A 20,862-nucleotide genomic window follows, 5' to 3' on the forward strand; every position below is an offset into this window, starting at 1 on the left:
CCTGCTTTTCAGGCGCATGTGGCAGGCGCCGGACGACATTGCCTTCGTCTCGCATTTCACCCAGCTGATCGACGCGGTGACGCAGCGCTATGGCAAGAACCTGCGTCCGATGGCGACCACCACGGCGCATCATCCGCAGCGCATGCTGGCCATGCGGCGCGTGCTCGACTGCATCGAAGCCAATCTCGACCAGACGCTGCACATCGATACCCTGGCGGCGGAAGCCGGCATGTCGGTGTTTCATTTCGTGCGCACCTTCGCCGCCGAATTCCATGCTACCCCGCACCAGTACCTGCAGGCGCGCCGCGCCGCCCGCGCCAAGATCCTGCTGGCCCGGCGCAGCACGCCGACCGACGCCGCCGCCGCGGTCGGCCTGGCCGACCAGAGCCACCTGACGCGCTGGTTCAAGCGCGCCTATGGCGTCACGCCGGCGCAGTACCAGCAGCAAATTGGTACAAGACCGCTGGCTTGAAGCTTGGCATGATGAGTGCAATCGCTACTCATCCTTGAAATCCCTATGGCTTCCCCTCGCTTTACCTTTGCAATCCACTGTGACGGCGGCTCATGCTGACCGGGCTTTTGTGCGCGCTCGGCGCCGGCCTGATGTGGGGGCTGGTCTTCATCGCGCCGCTGCTGCTGCCGGACTATCCGGGCCTGATGCTGTCGTTCGGCCGCTATGTGGCTTTCGGCCTGATCGCACTGGCGCCGGCGCTGCTGCATCGCAAGCGCATCGCCGCCTTGAGCAAGGCTGACTGGCGCGCCGCCCTGAAACTTTCGCTGGTCGGCAACCTGCTGTATTACGCCGCTCTGGCGACCGCGATCCAGCTGGCCGACGCGCCGCTGCCGACCATGCTGATCGGCACCTTGCCGGTAGTGATTTCGGTATTTTCCAACTGGTCGCCCGGGCATGCCAGCGAAAGCGTGGCCTGGCGCCGGCTGGCGCCTTCGCTGGTGATCATTTTCATCGGCATCCTGTGCGTGAATGCCGCCGAGCTGAAGCATATGCAGCAGGCCGGCAGCGGCAATACCCGTTCCATGGGCGATTACCTGCTGGGCTGCCTGATCGCGCTTGGCGGCGTCGCCGCCTGGACCTGGTACCCGATCGTCAATGCCCGCTATCTGCGCGCCAATCCGCACATCAGTCCTTCGACCTGGGCCACGGCCCAGGGCCTGGCGGTGCTGCCGCTGGCGCTGATCGGGCTGTTCGCTTACGGCGCTTACCAGAAGCTGAGCGGCGGCAGCTATGCCTTCCCGTTTGGCCCGCGGCCCTTGCAGTTCGTCGGCCTGATGCTGTTTATCGGCCTGTCCGCTTCCTGGATCGGCACCCTGCTCTGGAACAAGGCCAGCCAGCGCCTGCCGACGGCGCTGCTGGCCCAGCTGATCGTGTTCGAAACCCTGTCGGCGCTGCTGTATGCCTTCATTTTCCGTGGCGCAGTGCCCGGCGTGCAAGTCATGGCGGGGATAGTCTTGTTGTGCATAGGCATCGTTTTTGGTGTGCGTACCTTCCAGCATCAGATACCATAGAGGCCGTTTCCTCTTTGCAGCCTGCTGCTTAATTTTGTGAAAACTCGCTCGTGAAAACCGCCTCTCACCCAGCCTGCCGCGCCTTGTTGCTGTGCGCCGGCGCAATGATCCTGCTGTCGGCCTGCTCGCCCAAGTTCAACTGGCGCGAAGTGCGCAGCAAGGACGCCCCTTACAGCATCCTGCTGCCGACCAAGCCCTCGACCTTTGCCCGCCCGGTCGACCTTGACGGCACCGTGCTCACCATGACCATGACCGCCTCCAAGGTCGACGACACCGTGTTCGCAGTGGGCAGCGCCACGGTGCCGGACGCGGCCAAGGCGCAGGCCGCCCTGATTGCAATGAAAACCGCGCTGGTGAAAAATATCAACGGCACGGTACGCTCCGAGAAATCCACCGCGGCGGCCAGCAGCAGCCAAGGGCTGTCATCCAGCATCGACATCGAAGCGGTCGGCAAGACCCCCGCCGGCAAGGAAGAAATCCTGTTCGGGCATTTTGTCAGCAAGGACAAGGAAATCTACCAGGTGATCGTGATGGGTCCGGAAAAGCAGGTTACGCGGGAAAATGTTGACACTTTCATCACCTCGTTCAAGCATAACTAGGTATGGCAGGCTAGGTGCGGCCGGCGCCGCTACTTGTCAGCTGTGTAACCGGCGGTGACAAAACTGGCGGCAACCGGGACAAACAACTATTCTGTACAATGTCTTTTTTATCAAAAACAATATTTTGAGGTTTTATGTTAGTTACGTTCAAATCCAAGGCATCGTCCGAAGTCATCATGTTCGAACAAGACGCCAAGCGCATCCTCGATCTGCTGCATAAAGACGTCAAGATCGGCGTGATCACGGCCGCAGAAGGCGCAGCAGTCATTGCCCGCCTGGAGCAGGAAACCTCGGAAAGCCGTGCCCATCCAGCATCCGACAGCGTGCAGCGCGACATCGCAGCCCATCACAACGACCAGGGCGACGACAGCGGCCATGAGCCGGTACAGACCGTGAACTTCGCCAACAAGATCTATCCGCTGCTGGAAATGCTGCGCGAAGCCCACAAGCACAACAACGACGTACTCTGGGGCGTCTGATGCCCCTGGTCCGTGAGCAGCAGCTTACGGCCGACGACGGCGTCTCGCTGTTCGTCACCGACTGGCCACTGGCTCCCGGTGAGCCGGTAACCGGCAGTATCCTGCTGATGCACGGGCTGGGTGAACATTCCGGACGCTACGCCCACGTCATACGCTTTTTCAATCGCTGCGGCTTGCTGGTGCGCAGCTACGATCATCGCGGCCACGGCCGATCCGGCGGCCGCCGCGGCGACGCGGCGGACGACGGCGCCCTGCTGCGCGACGCAAAGCTCGTGCTGAACGACTTCCGCCGGCAGCAAGAGCTGATCCATCCTGAGCTGGAAAACACCACTCCTATCTTGTTCGGCCACAGCATGGGCGGCCTGTTCGCGGCCCGCTTTGCGGTGGCGCACATGGCTTCGCTGCGCGGCCTGATCCTGTCTTCGCCGGCGCTGGCGCTGCGCATGAGCGGCTTCCAGCATGGCCTGCTCAAGCTGATGTCGACCCTTGCCCCTGGCCTGGCGGCGCCCAACGGCCTGGATGTCAACCTGCTGTCGCACGACCTCACCGTGGCCAAGGCCTACCGCCTCGATCCGCTGGTGCACAATAAAATCAGCCCGCGCCTGCTGAACAGCATGCTGCATGCCGGCGCCTTCGCCATCGAGCAGGCGCCGACGCTGGCGCTGCCAACCCTGATGGTGATCGCCGGCAGCGACCGCATCATCGATCCGGAAGGCAGCCGCCGCTTTTTCGCCGCCCTGCGCCCTGAAATCGCTACCATGCACGACTACGAAGGCATGTATCACGAGATCTTCAATGAAATCGGCGCCGAGCGCGTATTTGCCGATGTGCGGCGCTGGCTGGACGCGCAGCACATGCTGCAGCCGCTGGCCGCCGCCAGCGTAGCGTTGGCAAGCTGATACTTTTCCATCCGGAAATTATCACAAGGACATTTGTGCTGCCGGCAGCCCCGCCGGTTAGGACAAGCTGCCGCCGCTGTCAAGCGATCCGCTGATTTCATCATTTTTCCTGCCACAATCGCGACCTAACCGTAGGTGCGCGGGCATATCCCCGCTACAATCGCATTGTTACCATCCTGTCTAGCGCCGCCATGATTTCGTTCGGCATTACCGATTTTGGCCTGTTCCTGATGGCCGTCCTGTTACTGAACGCCACTCCCGGCCCGGATACCGCCTATATAGTCGGCCGCAGCGTGGCGCAAGGGCGCCGCGCCGGCTTGCTGTCGGCGCTGGGCATCACTGCCGGCTGCTGCATCCACGCCACCCTCTCGGCTTTCGGCCTGACCGCCTTGCTGGCGGCCTCGGCGACCGCGTTCATGGCAGTCAAGCTGGCCGGCGGCGCTTACCTGATATATCTCGGCCTGAAGATGCTTTTCAGCAAGAAAAAGACTGCCAGCCAGCCGCAGCTGGACCTGCGTTCGCACAAGACGATTTTCCTGCAAGCCTTGATCACCAACGTGCTCAACCCCAAGGTGATCTTGTTTTTCCTGTCATTTTTCCCGCAATTCGTGTTGCACGATGCGCCGCACAAGACCGTCGCCTTCTTGTTGCTGGGCGCCGTGTTTTCCGTGGTGACGTTGTGCTGGAACAGCGGCACCGCCATGCTGGCCGGAACGCTCAGCCAGCATGCCAGCAACAATCCGCAGGTGAAGCACTGGCTGGAGCGCAGCGTCGGCGCCGCCTTTGTCGCGCTGGGAATGAAACTGGCGCTGACCCGAAACTGAACTGTGATCTTTTTGTCGCCTGACTGATCTTTTGCAAACCATAACCGTAGCGTAGCCCTGAACAACCTGTGACCTATTCAACCCTCAAAAAAGATTCTCTCGCGTTTAGCCTGCTGGGCGCGGCCCAGGCCATCGCCCTGGTGCGCGACGGTGCGGCGCTGCCGCAGGCGCTGACCCAGGTATTTGCGCAGTCGGCCGCTCCCGCGCCGACCCGCGGCGCGATCCAGGACATCGCCTACCGCACCATGCGCGGCATCGGACGCGCGGAAACCTTGCTGGGCAGCCTGGCCAGCCGGCCGCCGGAGCCGACCCTGCTGCACTGCCTGCTGTGCGCCGCCTTGTGCCTGCTGGCCGATGTCGACGATCCCGCCTATGAAAATTTCACCGTGGTCAACCAGGCTGTCACCGCAGTCGATTCCGACCCGCAGATGGCCCACGCCAAGGGCATGGCCAACGCCGTGCTGCGCCGTTTCCTGCGCGAGCGCGAAGCCCTGGTGGCGATCGCCGTTAAGACGCCGTTCGGCTTGTGGAATTATCCAGTCTGGTGGATAGACCGCATGAAAGCGGCATACCCGGAACAATGGCAAGCCATCCTGACCGCGGGCAATGCGGCGCCGCCGCTGACCTTGCGTATCAACCGCCGCAAGACCACGGTAGCGGCCTACCTGGAAACCCTGGCCAGCCACGACATCGGCGCGCGCCAGATCGGCGCCGACGCCATCCGCCTGGACACCGCCATGCCGGTGACGCAGATTCCCGGCTTTGAAGACGGCCTGGCCTCGGTGCAGGACGCGGCAGCGCAACTGGCGGCGCCGTTGCTGGATGTGCAAGACGGCATGCGGGTACTGGATGCCTGCGCCGCTCCCGGCGGCAAAACCTGCCATATCCTGGAAAGCGCCGAGGTCGAGCTGACCGCGCTGGACAACAATCCCAAGCGCCTGCAACGCATCACGCAGAACCTGCAGCGCCTGCAATTGCAAGCCACGCTGCAGCTGGGCGACGCCAGCATCGGCAGCGACGGCAAGGACTGGTGGGACGGCAAGCTGTTCGACCGTATCCTGGCCGACGTTCCCTGCACCGCCTCCGGCATCGTGCGGCGCCATCCGGATATCCGCTGGCTGCGGCGCAAGACCGATACCGAGCAGCTGGCAACACTTTCGGCAAAGATTCTGGACAATCTGTGGCAGATGCTACGGCCGGATGGTAAATTGCTGCTGGTGACATGTTCTGTCTGGCCGCAGGAATCCGAGGCCCAGGCTGCGGCGTTCGCCCAGCGCAACAATGCCCGCAGGCTGCCGGCGCCCGGCCAGTTGCTGCCGCGAGCCGATGGCGAGCAGGACCATGACGGGCTGTTTTATGCCTTGTTTCAAAAATAATGAAATAGAAAAGCAGTCCGGCGCTACCAGCAGCATGGCGCCGTCTTCCTTGTTAATGCACTATTTTTAGCGGATTTTGCTCCGTAACAGATACCAGTGACACGACCATTGCCTCAATTCTTAAAATACTGGCTGCTGGCCCTGATGCTGGCGCTGTCTTTTAGCCACGCATCCAGCTTTGCTTCTGACGGCGTAGAGTTGAGCCAGGCCCATATCGAAGCCGGCGACGACGGCTACAGGCTGTCGGCAATCTTTTCCTTCGACCTCAACCGCGGCCTGGAGGACGTCATCAGCCGCGGCGTCACCCTGTACTTCACGACCGATGTCGAACTGACGCGGCCGCGCTGGTACTGGTTCGATGAAAAGGCCATCACCGCCACGCAGACCATCCGCCTGCAATACAACGTCATCACGCGGCGCTATAACGTCGCCATCAACGGCAGCCTGCAGCAGAGCTTCAACACGCTGGACGATGCCCTGGCGCTGATCCGCCGCCCGAGCCGCTGGCTGATCGCCGACAAGAGCGCGCTCAAGACCGGCGAGGTGTACCAGGTGGCCATCCGCATGGGACTGGACCTCGGCCTGCTGTCCAAGCCGTTTCAGATCAATGCGCTGAGTAACAGCGACTGGCGCTTTTCCACCGACTGGAAGCGCTTTAACTACAAGGCGGAATAATCGTGCCGCGCGCGCTACGCTATCTGCTGGTGGTCGGCGGCGCCATCGTCAGCATCCTGCTGTTCCTGCTGTCGTCGGCCTCCTCCAATTCGGATTTCTTCGCCCAGCACTATCCCTGGCTGATCGGCTTGAATGCGCTGATGGCCGTGCTGCTGTTCGTCCTGGTCGCCCTGCTGCTGATCCGCTTGTACCGCCGCTACAAACGCGGCCAGTTCGGATCGCGGCTGACGGCCAGGCTGGTGATCATGTTTGCGCTGATCGGCATCTTGCCGGGCGCAGTGATTTACATAGTGTCGGTACAGTTTGTCTCGCGTTCGATCGAGTCCTGGTTTGATGTACATGTTGAAAACGCCCTGGCATCCGGCGTAACCTTGAGCCACACGGCGCTGGACACATCGCTTAACGAACTGCGCAACAGAGCGCGCTCTTTAGCGTCGGAATGGTCGGAGCTCTCCAATTCCGAACAGGCAACCCAGCTGGGACGGCTCAGCGAACAGGACCTGGAAGCCTCGATTGTCACCGCTAACGGCCAGATCATCGCCTCCGTCGGCGGCAAACTGGGGACGCTGAAGCCAGACGTGCCGCCAGCGGCGGTACTGCAGCAGGCCCGCCTGCCGCGCGGCTATGCCAACATGCTCAGCGACTACGATATGCCAGGCAATCGCGGCGCCAAACAGATGAGCGTCAATGAAACCTCTAACCTGCGCTACCAGGTGGTGGTGGAAATTCCACCGCCACTGAAGAGCACCTCGCTGCAAAACGAGACGCACTACCTGCAAATGGTGCAACCGGTATCGAGCTTCCTGGTCGCCAACATCAGCTCCCTGGCTTCGGCCTCCAATGAATACCAGGAACGCTCAGTCAGCCGTGACGGTTTGCGCCGGATGTATCTGGTGACGCTGACGCTGACGCTGCTGCTGGCGGTATTCGGCGCCATCGCCAGCGCCTTCCTGATCGCTACCGACCTGGCCAAGCCTTTGCTGCTGCTGGCGGAGGGCACCAAGGCGGTGGCCGAAGGCAACCTGTCGCCGCGGCCGATCGTCGCCACCTCGGATGAGCTGGGCACACTGACACAGTCGTTCAACCTGATGACGCGCCAGCTGTTCGACGCCCGCGCGTCGGTCGAAAAGAACCGCAGCGAACTGGAAAACGCCAAGGCCTACCTGGAATCGGTGCTGGCCAACATGTCGGCCGGCGTGATGGTGCTGGACGGCGACTTCCGTCTGGTCACCAGCAACCAGTCCGTGGCGCGCATCCTGCAATACGATTTTTCGCCGCACATCGGCCAGCCGCTCAATATCATCGACGGCCTGGCGCACTTTGCGGAAGTGATCACCAATGCTTTCTCGGAACAGAACGCGCAGTTCGCGACCGGCAAGATCGGCCCTGAGCTGCTGCACTGGCAGCAGCAGATCGAGATTCCGCGCCGCGTCGAGAGCGGCGAAAGCAGCGACAGCGACGACATCACCCTGCTGGCGCGCGGCTCGCGCCTGCCGGTCGAAAACCGTACCGGCTATGTGGTGGTGTTCGACGATATTTCCGACGTCATCTCCGGCCAGCGTTCGATCGCCTGGGGCGAAGTAGCGCGCCGCCTGGCGCATGAAATCAAGAATCCGCTGACGCCGATCCAGCTGTCGGCCGAACGGCTGCAGATGAAGCTGGAAGACAAGCTGATGACCCAGGACGCCGCGATCCTGAAGAAGAGCACTGACACCATCGTCAACCAGGTGGCAGCAATGAAGCGCATGGTGGACGATTTCCGCGACTACGCCAAGACTCCGCCGGCAGTCCTGGGCGAGCTCGACCTGAACGTGCTGGTGGCGGAAATCCTGCACCTTTACCTGGCCGGCGACGAACGCGACATGATCCACGCCTCGCTGGCGCCGGACCTGCCGCTGATCATGGGCGACGCCACCCAGCTGCGGCAAGTGATCCACAATCTGCTGCAGAACGCGCAGGACGCCGTCATGGACCGCAGCGGCGACCCGCAGCCGCCGCGCATCGACCTGGTGACCGAACGCGTCAGCTATCAAAGTTCGGACGGCCTGTCGCGCACCGCGGTAAGGCTCTCGATCACCGATAACGGCGCCGGATTCTCGCCTAAAATACTGGCCAGGGCGTTTGAACCCTATGTCACATCGAAGCCGCGCGGCACCGGCCTGGGCTTGCCGATGGTGAAAAAAATCATCGACGAACACGGCGGCCGCATCGATCTGCAGAATCGAAGCGACACAAAGGGCGCAAAAATCCTGATTTTGCTGTTAAAGTTAGCCTCAAGTCATGATTCATCCATAATTTGATACAGAACACCTGCAAAATGACGGTTGAGTGATATAGCATGTATCCGGACGCGGAAATAAAACAACGAGACATCAACAATTTAACTGGGCCATCTGCACGGTCCATACAGTGGGATTTGATGCAACAGGAAATGGGAAGGCAACCGCATGGCTAACATCCTAGTCGTTGACGACGAAATGGGAATTCGGGAATTGCTCTCGGAAATTTTAGGTGACGAGGGGCATGTAGTAACCGCCGCGGAAAATGCACAACAGGCTCGCGAGTTTCGTCAGGGCGGCGTGCCCGATCTGGTGCTGCTCGATATCTGGATGCCCGACACCGACGGCGTGACGCTGCTCAAGGAATGGCAGCGCGACGGCTTGCTGACCATGCCGGTCATCATGATGTCCGGCCACGCCACTATCGACACCGCGGTAGAGGCAACCCGTATCGGCGCCCTGAATTTCCTGGAAAAACCGATTGCCCTGCAAAAACTGCTGAAAGCGGTACAGCAAGGCTTGTCGCAAGGACCGAAGACCGCCCGCGCGCCAACCCTCTATCCGCAGCCGGTCACCACAGCCAACGAGCTGGGCGACGTGGTGGTCGCTTCCGGCACATTCAACAACCCGATATCGTCTGAAGCCGGACACGCGGCGGCGATGCCTTCGGTGGCCGCCGCCTCCGAAAACCTGTTCTCAACCTCGTTCGGCCTGCCCTTGCGGGAAGCGCGCGATGCTTTCGAGCGCGCCTATTTCGAATACCATCTGATCCGCGAAAGCGGCAGCATGACCAGGGTGGCGGAAAAAACCGGCCTGGAACGCACCCATCTGTACCGCAAACTGAAGCAGCTCGGCGTCGATCCAGGAAAGCTCTCGAAAAAGGGCGGATGACCCTCACGACACTGGTCAGCGGCAGACCGGCGAGCGCGCGCGAAGCCGCGATCTGGTCTGCCCTGCAGCAAGAATCGGCGTCCGATGGCGTCCAACAACACACCGCTTTGATCCTGGAAGGCCTGGCTGACGGCAAACTGGCGGAGGCCGACCTGCCGCCGGAACTGGAAGTCAAACGCATCGCCCCAGGCTGTTTTTGCTGCATTGGCAACCTGACGCTGCGGGTCACTTTGAACCGCTTGCTGCGCAAAGCGCCGGCCCGCCTGTTTATCAGCATCGCAGACGACACCCACTTGCCGCAAATCCGCGCTTTCCTCAGCCAGGCGCCGTACGACGCTTATCTCTCCCTGACCCAGGACCTGACGGTCTGAGCCGCTGGCCGGCAGCTGGAATTGCCCTGCGGCTATGCAGCATTTTCCTGCCGCCAGTACGCAACTTTCCTGGGTTTTTGCCCTCTAAGATGGTGCATATGGCAATCATAAGAATAATTCCAATAGCAGCACCCTATATACATTCTCTAACAAATCCTATTAGCACTCTGTATTAGAGAGTGCTAATATATTCCCGTCATACGTCTGATCGTTGATCAACCGGCAGCCTGAGCTGGCCGGACAGCAAGGAGAAAGAATGAAGAATCCATCAGTCAGCACCGCATTAATGCCTACCGAGAGCAACGCCCTGGCGCTCGGCTTTTCCGGCACGCTGGGGAATATCGACGCCTATATCTCGGCCGTGAACCGCCTGCCGATGTTGACACATGATGAAGAGATTTCTCTTGCGCAACAATTACGCGATAAGAATGACCTCGGCGCCGCTCAAAAGCTGGTGCTGTCGCATCTGCGCCTGGTGGTTTCCATCGCCCGCGGCTACCTCGGTTATGGCTTGCCGCACGCCGACCTGATCCAGGAAGGCAATATCGGCCTGATGAAAGCCGTCAAGCGCTTCGATCCGGACCAGGGTGTACGGCTGGTGTCGTACGCCATGCACTGGATCAAGGCGGAAATGCATGAATACATCCTGAAAAACTGGCGCCTGGTGAAAGTAGCCACCACCAAGGCGCAGCGCAAGCTGTTTTTCAACCTGCGCAGCCACAAGGAAGGCCTGGACGCGATGACGCCATCCCAAGTCGATGCCCTGGCCAAGACTCTCAACGTCAAGCGCGAAGAAGTGATCGAAATGGAAACGCGCCTGACCGGCCGCGATATCGCGCTGGATGCGCCGACCGATGACGACGATGACAAATTTGCACCGATCGCCTATCTGTCCTCGGAATCGCAGGAGCCGACCAAAGTGCTGGAAGCCCAGCGCTATGACCGCCTGCAGTCGGAAGGCCTTGAATCTGCCCTGAGCAAGCTGGATGAACGCTCGCGGCGTATCGTGGAAGCCCGCTGGCTGGCTAACGACGACGGCTCCGGCGCCACCTTGCATGAACTGGCGGATGAATTCGGCGTGTCGGCGGAACGGATACGGCAGATCGAGGCAGTTGCCTTGAAGAAAATGAAAGGTTCGCTGGCAGCATTTGCCTGATCATCGACCTTCCCACCGAAGCCCCCTGTGACCTGACGGTCCAGGGGGCTTTGTTTTTGCCTGTTACACTATTGCTTTTGCGCAAGCACGAGCGACGACAAAAGAAAGCACGATGATCAGCAGCGATACAGGCAAGGCGACATGAGTTTCTCCGACTCGCTCTACCGCCAGGTGATGGCCGAAGATTTCAATGCGCTGGCGCCGGACCTGCAGCATTTCCACAGTCTGCGCGGACAACTGACGCTGCATGGACGCTGTACGGTCAAGGGGCCAGAGACCATGCTCGGGCGCTGCCTCGGCCGGCTGTTCGCCCTGCCCAAGACTTGCGCGGAAACCAGCTTCAGGTTTGAACTGGATGCCGACAGCGAGCAGGAAACCTGGCGCCGCCGCTTTCCCGGCCGCACCATGGCTTCGCGCATGCATGTCCGCGCCGGCAGGCTGGTGGAACAGCTGGGGCCTGTGGCTTTGCACTTTGCGCTCAGCGTCACGGAAGGACGCTTGAACATGCGCCTGTTGCGTATCACCTGCTGCGGCATCGCCTGTCCGAAATTCATGATTCCTGCCGTGCTGGCGGAAGAAACCGGCGCCGGCGGCAAACTGTACTTCAACGTCGCGGCGACACTGCCGCGTGTCGGCGTACTGGCGCAGTATCATGGCTACCTCGATCTCAGGCAGGTGAAGAGCAGGCCATGATCATCGTCTTCGACGCCCACCGCCTGCTCTGCCAGGCCTTTGAACAAGACTGGAATGCAAAAGGCAGGACCACAGTAAAGCGGTCCTGCCTTTTTAACATCCGCGGCGACTTCGCCGCCGCGGCTCATTGCGGCAATAATTTCAGTCGTAGGGTGGGCACGCAGTGCCCACGCGGACCTCAACTCCAGCCCCTGCGTAATCGTGCTTATCTCAGTCCCGCGTGGGCACTGCGTGCCCACCCTACGAATTAATTCAACAGCAATTTCAAGTCATGCGCGATCGGTTCCGGGCCTTGGCCATGACGTATGAACAGACGGATGTGGCCGTCCGGATCGAACACGTAGCTGCCGGCGGTGTGGTCCATGCTGTAGCTGCCCGGAGTCTTGCCCGGCACCTTCTGGTAGAACACGCGGAATTCCTTGGCCACCTTTTCGGTGGCGGCAGCATCGCCGTACAGGCCGACAAAGCTCGGATCGAAAGCCGGCACATACTTGGACAGCAACTCTTGCGTATCGCGCTCCGGGTCAACCGTGACGAACAATACCTGCACCTTGCTCGCCAGCGGCCCCATCTCTTTCAGCACGTTGGCCATTTCCACCATAGTGGTCGGGCAGACGTCGGGACATTGGGTATAGCCGAAAAACACCACCACCACCTTGCCCTTGTAGTCAGCCAGCGTGCGCGGCTTGCCGGTATGGTCTGTCAGCGCGAAATCGCGGGCGTAGCCGAGGCCGGTGACGTCGGTATTGTTGAACGCGGTCTTGGCCGGCGACAAGGTCATTTCCTGGCTGCCGCCGGCCGATTTGTCGCCGCATGCCGCCAGCGACAAGGCCATCAGCAAGCCGGCCAGCAGAGAGACGGCGGAGGTAACACGTTTCATGTTGGCTTTCAGAATTTGAGGTAGTGGTCGACCAGCAGCGCGGCGAACAGCAGCGACAGGTAGATGATCGAATAGGCAAAAGTCTTGCGCGCGATCAGATCGGTGTAGTGCTGGTAGATCTGCCATGCGTACCACAGGAAAACCAGCCCCAGCAGCGCCGCGCTGGCCAGATAGATCAGGCCGCTCATGCCGACCGCGAACGGCAGCATGGTGGTGGCGACCAGCGCGATGGTGTAGAGCCAGATCTGCAGCTGGGTGAATTTCATGCCATGCGTGATCGGCAGCATCGGCAGGCCGGATTTGGCGTAGTCGTCGCGGCGGTACATGGCCAGCGCCCAGAAATGCGGCGGGGTCCAGACAAAGATGATCAGCACCAGGATCCAGGCTTGCATCGGCACGTCGTTGGCGATCGCGGCCCAGCCCAGGGCCGGCGGCATGGCGCCGGCGAGGCCGCCGATGACGATGTTCTGCGGCGTCGCCGGTTTCAGGATGATGGTGTAGATGATGGCATAACCGACAAACGTGGCGAAAGTCAGCCACATGGTGAGCGGATTGACGAAGTTGTACAGCACCCACATGCCGCTGCCGCCGATGACGCCGGAAAACACCAGGGTCTGGTTGACAGTGATCTCACCGCGCGCCATCGGGCGGCGGGCAGTGCGCGCCATGCGCGAATCGATTTCGCGCTCGACCAGGCAGTTGACGGCAAAAGCGGCGCCGGCCAGCAGCCAGATGCCTATCGTTGCCGCCACCACCCGTTGCCATTCCGGCAAGCCTGGGGTTGCCAGGAACATCCCTATCACTGCGCAAAATACTGCCAGCTGCGTCACCCGCGGCTTGGTCAGCGCCCAATACTGGGCAATTCGGTTAGGAGGTATGGTCAATGCGGTCATGGATGCTGGTTGAGACTCTCAACAATTGCTGAATGGCTGCCTGCCCCGGAAACAGCGTAGCGGCCGGGAGCAAGCCTAGCCTTATAGTTTAACATGACCAGCAGCACCAGCAGCGCCGCCGCCCCACCGTTGTGGACCACGGCTATCGCCAGCGGCCAGTTAAAGTAAATGGTAGACAAGCCGGTGAACAATTGCAAACCAATAACAATCAGCAGCCAGCGGCCGGTATTTTGCAAGCCGGCAGTGCGCAGCGCTTTCCAGGCCAGCCAGACGACGAAGGCGATCACCACGAAGGCAAAGCTGCGGTGGGTCCAGTGGATCGCCGTCAGCGCCTGGAAAGTCAGGAAATCGCCACCCGCGGTCATGCCCAGGTGGCGCCACAGCGTAAAGCCGTTGGCAAAATCCATCTGCGGCACCAGCGCGCCATGGCACAGCGGGAAGTCAGTACAGGCCAGGGCCGCGTAGTTAGTACTCACCCAGCCGCCGAGGGCGATCTGGATCACCAGCAAGACCAGCCCAATCACGGCCGGCCGGACCAGGCCGGCGGCGCTGGCCGCCACTGGTGCGTGGTCGCTCTGGCGCGCTGCCAGCCAGGCCATCATCGCCAGCAAGCTCAGGCCGAGCAAGAGATGGGTGGTGACAATCACCGGCTGCAGTTTCTGGGTCACGGTCCAGGCGCCGAAAGCGCCTTGCAGGCAGACGCAGAAAAACAGCAGGGTTGGAAACCAGGGCGAAAACTTGAGCTGCCTTTGCGCCGGCTGCTTGCGCGACTTCAGCCAGCGCATCCAGCTGATCGCCATCAGGGCGATGATCAGCACGCCGACGCCCATGGCGAAATAGCGGTGGATCATTTCGATCCAGGCCTTCTTCACCGATACCGGCCCGAACGGCATGGCTTCCTGCGCGGCGCTAATGTGCGCGTGCGCCAGCAGCGGATTGGAATGGCCGTAGCAACCCGGCCAGTCGGGACAGCCGAGGCCGGAATCGGTCAGCCGGGTAAACGCGCCGAACATGATCAGGTCGAAGGTCAGGAACAGCGTGACCCATACCAGCTTGCGGTATTTATTGGTGTCGCTGGAAACCCAGACCACGCAGAACGCCAGCACGGCGACCAGCACGCCCATGCTGCCGAGCTGGAACAGCATGGGCGCCGTCATTGGAAGCTCCTCATGGCAAACTCATCCTATCGCCGAAGCGCGCAGCAGCTTGGACAGGTCTTTCTTGACCTTGTTCGGATCGGCATCCTTGGGGAAGCGCATCATCAGGTGGCCGAGCGGATCGATCAGGTAGATATGGTCGGCGGCGCTGGTGCCCTCCTCCGTCGGCAGCCAGGCTTTCAACAGCTCAGGCTTGACCCGCAACAATTTGGTGCCGTCGTATTCGCGCATCACCATGGTTTGCAGGGGCTGCTGGTCGGTGATCAGCCAGACGCGCTCGATGCGTTCCATTTCCTTGCCTTGCATCAGGCGCAGCTGGCGCATTTCAAACAGCTTGTCCTGGCACGCCTTCTGACAATCGCCGCCGTCGACCTGCAGCATCAGCCATTTACCCTTGTAGGCGGTGAGCGCTTCCGCTTTGCCGTCGAGCGTGGTGCTGCCCAGCTCCGGGATCGGATAGGCGCGCGGATCGATCAGTGCGCCGTAATTGGTGCGGCTTTGCGGCTTGATCACGTAATACGTGAAATAGGAGGCGAGCATCGGCGCCGCGCAGATGGCGATCACCGCAAACAGTTTCCAGCGGCCGCTGCGGCGCTGCTGGTCTGCCGCCGGCGGCTTAGCCGGACTGCTGAGCGGCGGGCTTGTTGGTATTTTCTGATCCACGTCTAAATCCTGTCACAACAAAAAAAATGAATGCCATCACCGCCAGCGCATACCACTGGAAGGCATAGCCACGGTGCTTCTCTATTCCTAGCGAGGGCCGGGGCCAGGTCCGCTGCAGCTGGTCATCGGCGGCGCTGGTCTGCTCCAGCACGAACGGTTGCAACTTGTACTTGCTGGCAGCGGCGAACTCGCCGATGGCCAGGTTCTGCACGATGGCCTTGGGCTGCAATGGGCCGGCGTCGCCCAGTTGCATGACATGACCGAAATCACGCCTGACCAGCCCTTCTATTTCAACCGTGCCGGCCGGGGTCGGATAGGCCGGCAGCTTGCTGCGGTCCGACGGGTCGCGCGGCAGCCAGCCGCGCGCCACCAGTACATAATTAGCCAAACCCGTATCCGACCCGGTGCCGGCGTCGGCCAGCTTGAACGGCATCAGCACATAGAAGCCGGCCACGCCGTTCAAGGGACGGTTATCCAGATAGACAGGCCAGCTGTCAATAAATTCACCGCGCAAGGCCAGGCGGCGGTATTCGAGCTGGTCGAGGTCGGCCGCACCGGGGCCGAATTTGAGCACCGGTTCGGCTTCCCGCTGCAACAGTTTGCTTTCAATCAGCTGTTTCTGGTCGCCGCGCCGGGTCTGCCATTGCGCCAGGGCGATGCCGAGCACGACCAGGATGACTGTCGCCACAAAGGGAACCAGGCGAAAACGGAAGCGTGGTCTGGAGTCGGGTTTCGCGCCGATAAGCATTACAATATCGCCTTAGTCAACATTTCCCCTGGCACAAAATGAAAATCGTCGTCGCCATTGCCTTCATCCTGATCCTCGGCAGCCTCGCCTCCGCATTGGTATTCCTGATGCGCGACAAAGGCAAGAGCAACCGCACGGTGCAGGCCCTGACCTGGCGCGTCGGCCTGTCGGTCTGCCTGTTCCTCATGATACTGCTCTTGTACAAGCTGGGTTATATCCAGCCGACCGGCCTGCACTAAAACACGCGCTCAAGCCATCGTAAAAAAAGGCCGCACCCGAGGTGTGGCCTTTTTTATGCGTCGACGCTCAGCTCGTTGGGTGGGCATCTGTGCCCACGCGGAACCTCGGTCAGTCGAGGAGTGAGCTCAGCGTGGGCAGAAATCTGCCCACCCTACGGTTGCCGGTTTTACAGCCAGTACACCACTACATACAAGCCGAGCCAGACGACGTCGACAAAGTGCCAGTACCAGGCCGCGCCTTCAAAGGCGAAGTGGTGATCCGGCGTGAAATGGCCCTTCAGCACACGGTACAGCACGACCGACAGCATGATGGCGCCGATGGTGACGTGGAAGCCATGGAAGCCGGTCAGCAGGAAGAAGGTCGAACCGTAGACGCCGGAAGTCAGCTTCAGGTTGAAATCGGTATAAGCCTCGATGTATTCGGCAGCCTGGAAGCCCATGAAGGTGGCGCCCAGCACGATGGTAGCGAACAGCCAGGCCGCGGTCTTGGCGCGATGGCCGGCGCGCAGCGCATGGTGGGAAATCGTCAGCGTCACGCCGGATGTCAGCAGCAGGAAGGTGTTGATGGTCGGGATCGGGAACGGGCCCATGGTGCTGAACGGCTCGATCGTGCCGGCCGGACCGGCATTGCCCCAATGCGCGGAAAAATCAGGCCACAGCACCTTGTTGTCGAGGTCGCCCAGCCATGGCATCGAGATGCTGCGGGCATAGAACAGCGCACCGAAAAACGCCGCGAAAAACATCACTTCGGAAAAAATGAACCAGCTCATGCTCCAGCGATACGAGGTATCGATGCGCGCGCTGTACATGCCGCCTTCGGATTCGCGGATGGAGTCGCCGAACCATTTGTAGAGCACTGTCAGGAACGACAGGATGCCGATCACGCACAGCTCCGGCCCCCAGACAACGCCGTTGACCCATGCCGCCGCGCCAGCCATGGTCGCCAGCAACGCCGTGCCGCCCAGCACCGGCCACTTGGACGGACCAGGGACAAAATAGTAAGGTGCATTGCCTTGTTGAGAACTCATTGCCATCTCCAGATACAAATTTAATTGGTTATTTCAATATTTGCTGTCTTGTGCTGCACTTACCTGTTACTTGGCGACCACCAGCTTGACGATGGTGATCAGTATCCCAATAAAAATCAACACGCCGAGGATGGCTGCGATCACTACATGTATCGGGTTCAGCTGCGCCGCATCGCTTTCATAGTCTTTCCTCTTGCGGACGCCGAAAAACGACCAGAATATTGCTTTCATGGCCGCGCCAAACGAGGCTTTACGGCGGCTTGCTTCTTTCAGATCCGACATTCGACACCCCTGCATGGCCCTACCAGATCAACTTGCCGGCTTGTCCGGCTGGCCCGCAATTTCAAAAAACGTGTACGACAGCGTAATCAGCTTCACATCCTTAGGTATAGCAGGATCTATGTAAAACACCACCGGCATTTCCTTGGCCTGGTTGGGCCCCAGGGTCTGCTGGGTGAAACAGAAACATTCGACTTTCTTGAAGAACTCTGCCGCCTGCATCGGCGCGTAGCTTGGAATCGCCTGGGCATCCATCTTGCGCGCCTGCTTGTTCACGACTTCATACACCACCGTGGTCATCTCGCCCGGATGCACCTGCACGCTGCTGACGGTAGGCCGGAAGCGCCATGGTCCTTGCGTATTGGCATCGAATTCAACAGTAATGGTACGGCTCTTGTCGACCTGGGTATTGGCCGGCGCTGCCACCGTGCCATCCTTCGGCGTCAGGTAATTGACGCCGGTGATTTCGCAGATCTTCTTGTACACCGGCACCAGGCCGTAACCGAAACCGAACATCATGACGGCGATCACCATCAGCTTGCCCAGCATCTGCCAGTTCATTTTCCGGGATTCTGCCTTGGCGCTGCCGTCTTCAGGATTGCTCATCTACTTGAACCACAACATCTTGACGAAGATCGCAATGAAGAAACTCAGGGCGAGCAAGCCCACCAGCAATCCGGTGCGCAGGTTATTAGGTTTTTTCTGCTGATTCATGTTGAACACCCATGCGTAACCGGCGGGTGGCGCATGCCCCCGCCGCTTCCATTATTTAAAGACTGGCGGCGTTTCGAATGTGTGGAACGGGGCAGGACTAGGAACAGTCCATTCCAGTCCCTCGGCGCCTTCCCACGGCTTGTCGGCTGCCTTCTTGCCGCCCTTGATCGATGGAATGATCACGAAGAACAGGAAGTAGACCTGGGTCAGGCCGAAACCAAAAGCACCGATCGACGCCAGCATGTTGAAGTCGGTGAACTGCGCCGGGTAATCAGCGTAGCGGCGCGGCATGCCGGCCAGGCCCAGGAAGTGCATCGGGAAGAACGTCACGTTGAACCAGATCAGCGAATTCCAGAAATGGATCTTGCCGCGGGTTTCGTTGTACATGAAACCGGTCCACTTCGGACCCCAGTAGTAGTAACCGGCGAACAGCGCAAACAGAGAACCGGCCACCAGCACGTAGTGGAAGTGAGCGACCACGTAATAGGTGTCCTGCATCTGGATGTCGATCGGCGTCACTGCCAGGATCAGGCCGGTGAAACCGCCCATGGTGAACACGAAGATGAAGCCGATCGCGAACAGCATCGGTGTTTCGAAAGTCATCGAACCGCGCCACATGGTAGCGATCCAGTTGAAGATCTTGACGCCGGTAGGCACCGCGATCAGCATGGTTGCATACATGAAGAACAACTGCGCGGTAACCGGCATGCCGGTGGTGAACATGTGGTGCGCCCAGACGATGAACGAGAGGATCGCGATCGACGCCGTTGCATACACCATCGATGCATAGCCGAACAGTTGCTTGCGGGCGAAGGCCGGGATGATCTGCGAGACGATGCCGAAGGCCGGAAGAATCATGATGTACACCTCAGGATGGCCGAAGAACCAGAAGATGTGCTGGTACATGACCGGATCGCCGCCGCCGGCAGCGTTAAAGAAGGAAGTGCCGAAATGACGGTCGGTCAGGGTCATGGTGATGGCGCCGGCCAGCACAGGCATGACGGCGATCAGCAGGTAGGCGGTGATCAGCCAGGTCCAGCAGAACATCGGCATCTTCATCAGCGTCATGCCAGGCGCGCGCATGTTGAGGATAGTAGTGATGATGTTGATCGAACCCATGATCGACGAGGCGCCCATGATGTGGATCGCGAAAATCGCCATGTCCATGCCAGGGCCCATCTGGGTCGACAGCGGCGCATACAAGGTCCAGCCGGCAGCGGTAGCGCCACCTGGAACCAGGAACGAGGTCGCCAACAGCAAAGCGGCAGGAGGCATCAGCCAGAACGAGAAGTTGTTCATCCGCGCAAACGCCATGTCGGAGGCGCCGATCTGCAGCGGGATCATCCAGTTGGCGAAGCCGACGAAGGCCGGCATGATGGCGCCGAACACCATGATCAGGCCGTGCATGGTGGTGAGCTGGTTGAAGAATTCCGGCTTGAAGAATTGCAGGCCAGGCTGGAACAGCTCGGCGCGGATCAGCAGGGCCAGCACGCCGCCTGACAGCAGCATGGTGAACGAGAACCACAGGTACAAGGTGCCGATGTCCTTGTGGTTGGTGGCGAACAGCCAACGGCGCCAGCCGTGCGGATGGTCGTGCGCGTGATCATGGTCATGCGCGTGGTCGTGTTGGTGATCGACTGCGGTAGTGCTCATCTCAATCTCCTGGATTTCAGTGGAGGACAGAGTAATTCATCACAAGCTTCGCTTGCTGACTCATAAACTCTGTCCCCCAAAAGTTTTATTTACGCGCAGCCAGCACTTCTGCCGGTTGGACAATATTTTCTTGTGCCTTGTTGGACCAGTTGTTGCGGGTATAGGTGATCACCGCAGCAATTTCGGTATCCGACAACACGGCTTTCCAGGCCGGCATCTGCAGCGCGCCGTCGATCTTGCCGTTCAACACGACATTGATCTGCGCCGCACGCGGACCGTTCACGATCGGATCGCCATCCAGCGGCGGGAAAGCGCCGGGGATGCCCTTGCCGTTAGCCTGGTGGCAGGCCGCGCAATTGGCGGTGTAGACTTTTTCGCCGCGCTGTTTCAGTTCGTCGATGGTCCAGGTCTTGTTCGGATCGTCTGCCTGCGCAGCCATTTCCTTTTTCTTGCCGTCGACCCAGGTCTGGTAATCGGCGTCGCTGAGGACGTTGACGACGATAGGCATGAAGGCGTGGTCCTTGCCGCACAGTTCAACGCACTGGCCGCGGTAGACGCCGACTTTCTCTGCCTTGAACCAGGTGTCGCGGACGAAGCCGGGAATCGCATCCTGCTTGACGCCGAAAGCCTGCACCGTCCAGGAGTGAATGACGTCGTTGGCGGTAGTGATGATGCGGATCTTCTTGTTGACCGGCACCACCATCGGATTGTCGACTTCGATCAGGTAGTTGTCGTTCTTGACCTTGGTCGAATCGACTACCTGTTCGTGCGGGGTGGAGAGGTTGGAGAGGAAGGAAATGCCGGCGCCATTGCCGTTGAGGTAGTCATAGCCCCATTTCCAT

At 60.3% G+C, this 20,862-nt stretch carries 24 protein-coding genes; 14 read left to right on the top strand and 10 right to left on the bottom strand.

The window, feature by feature from the left end:
• From VNZ65_RS17780 to VNZ65_RS17840, 13 genes are all read left to right on the top strand, one after another.
• On the top strand, nt 1-472 hold a 472-nt coding region (locus VNZ65_RS17780; protein ID WP_325671350.1), incomplete at its 5' end, for an AraC family transcriptional regulator.
• 92 nt (nt 473-564) lie between these two features.
• Complete coding sequence (locus VNZ65_RS17785) at nt 565-1,524, top strand: DMT family transporter (RefSeq protein ID WP_325671352.1); 960 nt, start codon at nt 565-567, stop codon at nt 1,522-1,524.
• A 50-nt stretch (nt 1,525-1,574) separates the two neighbouring features.
• Nucleotides 1,575-2,123: a hypothetical protein gene (locus VNZ65_RS17790; protein WP_325671354.1), complete on the top strand. Its 549-nt coding sequence runs from the start codon at nt 1,575-1,577 to the stop codon at nt 2,121-2,123.
• Nucleotides 2,124-2,257: 134 nt separating this feature from the next.
• Entirely contained in the window at nt 2,258-2,602 is a 345-nt protein-coding gene (locus VNZ65_RS17795) for a DUF1840 domain-containing protein (protein ID WP_325671356.1), read from the top strand.
• On the top strand, nt 2,602-3,501 hold the full coding sequence (locus tag VNZ65_RS17800) for a lysophospholipase (protein ID WP_325671358.1): 900 nt from the start codon (nt 2,602-2,604) through the stop codon (nt 3,499-3,501). Before VNZ65_RS17795 ends, VNZ65_RS17800 begins: the two co-directional genes overlap by 1 nt.
• Nucleotides 3,502-3,692: 191 nt before the next feature.
• Nucleotides 3,693-4,325: a LysE family translocator gene (locus VNZ65_RS17805; RefSeq protein WP_325671360.1), complete on the top strand. Its 633-nt coding sequence runs from the start codon at nt 3,693-3,695 to the stop codon at nt 4,323-4,325.
• A 68-nt stretch (nt 4,326-4,393) separates the two neighbouring features.
• Nucleotides 4,394-5,701, top strand: a complete 1,308-nt coding sequence (gene rsmB / locus VNZ65_RS17810; RefSeq protein WP_325671362.1) for a 16S rRNA (cytosine(967)-C(5))-methyltransferase RsmB — start codon at nt 4,394-4,396, stop codon at nt 5,699-5,701.
• Nucleotides 5,702-5,809: 108 nt separating this feature from the next.
• Entirely contained in the window at nt 5,810-6,376 is a 567-nt protein-coding gene (locus tag VNZ65_RS17815) for a DUF4390 domain-containing protein (protein WP_414649164.1), read from the top strand.
• A 2-nt stretch (nt 6,377-6,378) separates the two neighbouring features.
• Nucleotides 6,379-8,676, top strand: coding sequence for a sensor histidine kinase (locus VNZ65_RS17820; RefSeq protein WP_325671364.1), 2,298 nt, complete (start codon nt 6,379-6,381; stop codon nt 8,674-8,676).
• 147 nt (nt 8,677-8,823) lie between these two features.
• Entirely contained in the window at nt 8,824-9,546 is a 723-nt protein-coding gene (locus tag VNZ65_RS17825) for a response regulator (protein ID WP_325671366.1), read from the top strand.
• A complete protein-coding gene (locus VNZ65_RS17830) occupies nt 9,543-9,917 on the top strand; it encodes a GTPase (RefSeq protein ID WP_325671368.1) in 375 nt (124 codons plus the stop codon). Before VNZ65_RS17825 ends, VNZ65_RS17830 begins: the two co-directional genes overlap by 4 nt.
• Before the next feature lie 256 nt (nt 9,918-10,173).
• Complete coding sequence (gene rpoH, locus VNZ65_RS17835) at nt 10,174-11,073, top strand: RNA polymerase sigma factor RpoH (RefSeq protein WP_061936763.1); 900 nt, start codon at nt 10,174-10,176, stop codon at nt 11,071-11,073.
• 141 nt (nt 11,074-11,214) lie between these two features.
• Nucleotides 11,215-11,766, top strand: coding sequence for a DUF4166 domain-containing protein (locus VNZ65_RS17840; RefSeq protein WP_325671371.1), 552 nt, complete (start codon nt 11,215-11,217; stop codon nt 11,764-11,766).
• Between the two features lie 247 nt (nt 11,767-12,013).
• Here the strand turns inward: VNZ65_RS17840 and VNZ65_RS17845 are convergent, their stop codons facing one another.
• Genes VNZ65_RS17845 through VNZ65_RS17865 form a run of 5 tightly spaced genes read right to left on the bottom strand, consistent with a single transcriptional unit; the run spans nt 12,014 to nt 16,047 of the window.
• Nucleotides 12,014-12,646 carry an SCO family protein gene (locus VNZ65_RS17845; protein ID WP_325671373.1) on the bottom strand — a complete coding sequence of 211 codons (633 nt, stop codon included), beginning with the start codon at nt 12,644-12,646 and terminating at the stop codon, nt 12,014-12,016.
• An 8-nt stretch (nt 12,647-12,654) separates the two neighbouring features.
• Entirely contained in the window at nt 12,655-13,539 is an 885-nt protein-coding gene (gene cyoE / locus VNZ65_RS17850; RefSeq protein WP_168231305.1) for a heme o synthase, read from the bottom strand.
• On the bottom strand, nt 13,536-14,696 hold the full coding sequence (locus tag VNZ65_RS17855) for a COX15/CtaA family protein (protein ID WP_325671375.1): 1,161 nt from the start codon (nt 14,694-14,696) through the stop codon (nt 13,536-13,538). The genes cyoE and VNZ65_RS17855 overlap by 4 nt, the downstream gene beginning before the upstream one ends.
• 21 nt (nt 14,697-14,717) lie before the next feature.
• Entirely contained in the window at nt 14,718-15,359 is a 642-nt protein-coding gene (locus VNZ65_RS17860; protein ID WP_325671377.1) for a cytochrome C oxidase subunit I, read from the bottom strand.
• A complete protein-coding gene (locus VNZ65_RS17865) occupies nt 15,313-16,047 on the bottom strand; it encodes an SURF1 family protein (RefSeq protein WP_325671379.1) in 735 nt (244 codons plus the stop codon). The genes VNZ65_RS17860 and VNZ65_RS17865 overlap by 47 nt, the downstream gene beginning before the upstream one ends.
• A 98-nt stretch (nt 16,048-16,145) precedes the next feature.
• Between VNZ65_RS17865 and VNZ65_RS17870 the strand changes: the two genes are divergently transcribed.
• Nucleotides 16,146-16,346, top strand: a complete 201-nt coding sequence (locus VNZ65_RS17870; protein WP_325671381.1) for a twin transmembrane helix small protein — start codon at nt 16,146-16,148, stop codon at nt 16,344-16,346.
• Nucleotides 16,347-16,513: 167 nt separating this feature from the next.
• Here the strand turns inward: VNZ65_RS17870 and VNZ65_RS17875 are convergent, their stop codons facing one another.
• The 5 genes from VNZ65_RS17875 to VNZ65_RS17895 all read right to left on the bottom strand — a co-directional run.
• On the bottom strand, nt 16,514-17,380 hold the full coding sequence (locus VNZ65_RS17875; protein ID WP_414649165.1) for a cytochrome c oxidase subunit 3: 867 nt from the start codon (nt 17,378-17,380) through the stop codon (nt 16,514-16,516).
• A gap of 60 nt (nt 17,381-17,440) precedes the next feature.
• Complete coding sequence (locus VNZ65_RS17880; RefSeq protein WP_325671385.1) at nt 17,441-17,656, bottom strand: DUF2970 domain-containing protein; 216 nt, start codon at nt 17,654-17,656, stop codon at nt 17,441-17,443.
• Between the two features lie 27 nt (nt 17,657-17,683).
• Complete coding sequence (locus VNZ65_RS17885) at nt 17,684-18,259, bottom strand: cytochrome c oxidase assembly protein (protein ID WP_061936741.1); 576 nt, start codon at nt 18,257-18,259, stop codon at nt 17,684-17,686.
• Nucleotides 18,260-18,418: 159 nt separating this feature from the next.
• Nucleotides 18,419-20,020 carry a cytochrome c oxidase subunit I gene (gene ctaD / locus VNZ65_RS17890; RefSeq protein WP_325671387.1) on the bottom strand — a complete coding sequence of 534 codons (1,602 nt, stop codon included), beginning with the start codon at nt 20,018-20,020 and terminating at the stop codon, nt 18,419-18,421.
• Nucleotides 20,021-20,105: 85 nt separating this feature from the next.
• A partial coding sequence (locus VNZ65_RS17895; RefSeq protein ID WP_325671389.1) for a c-type cytochrome occupies nt 20,106-20,862 on the bottom strand: 757 nt, incomplete at its 5' end.

Source organism: Collimonas sp. (assembly GCF_035566555.1).
Lineage (GTDB): Bacteria > Pseudomonadota > Gammaproteobacteria > Burkholderiales > Burkholderiaceae_D > Collimonas.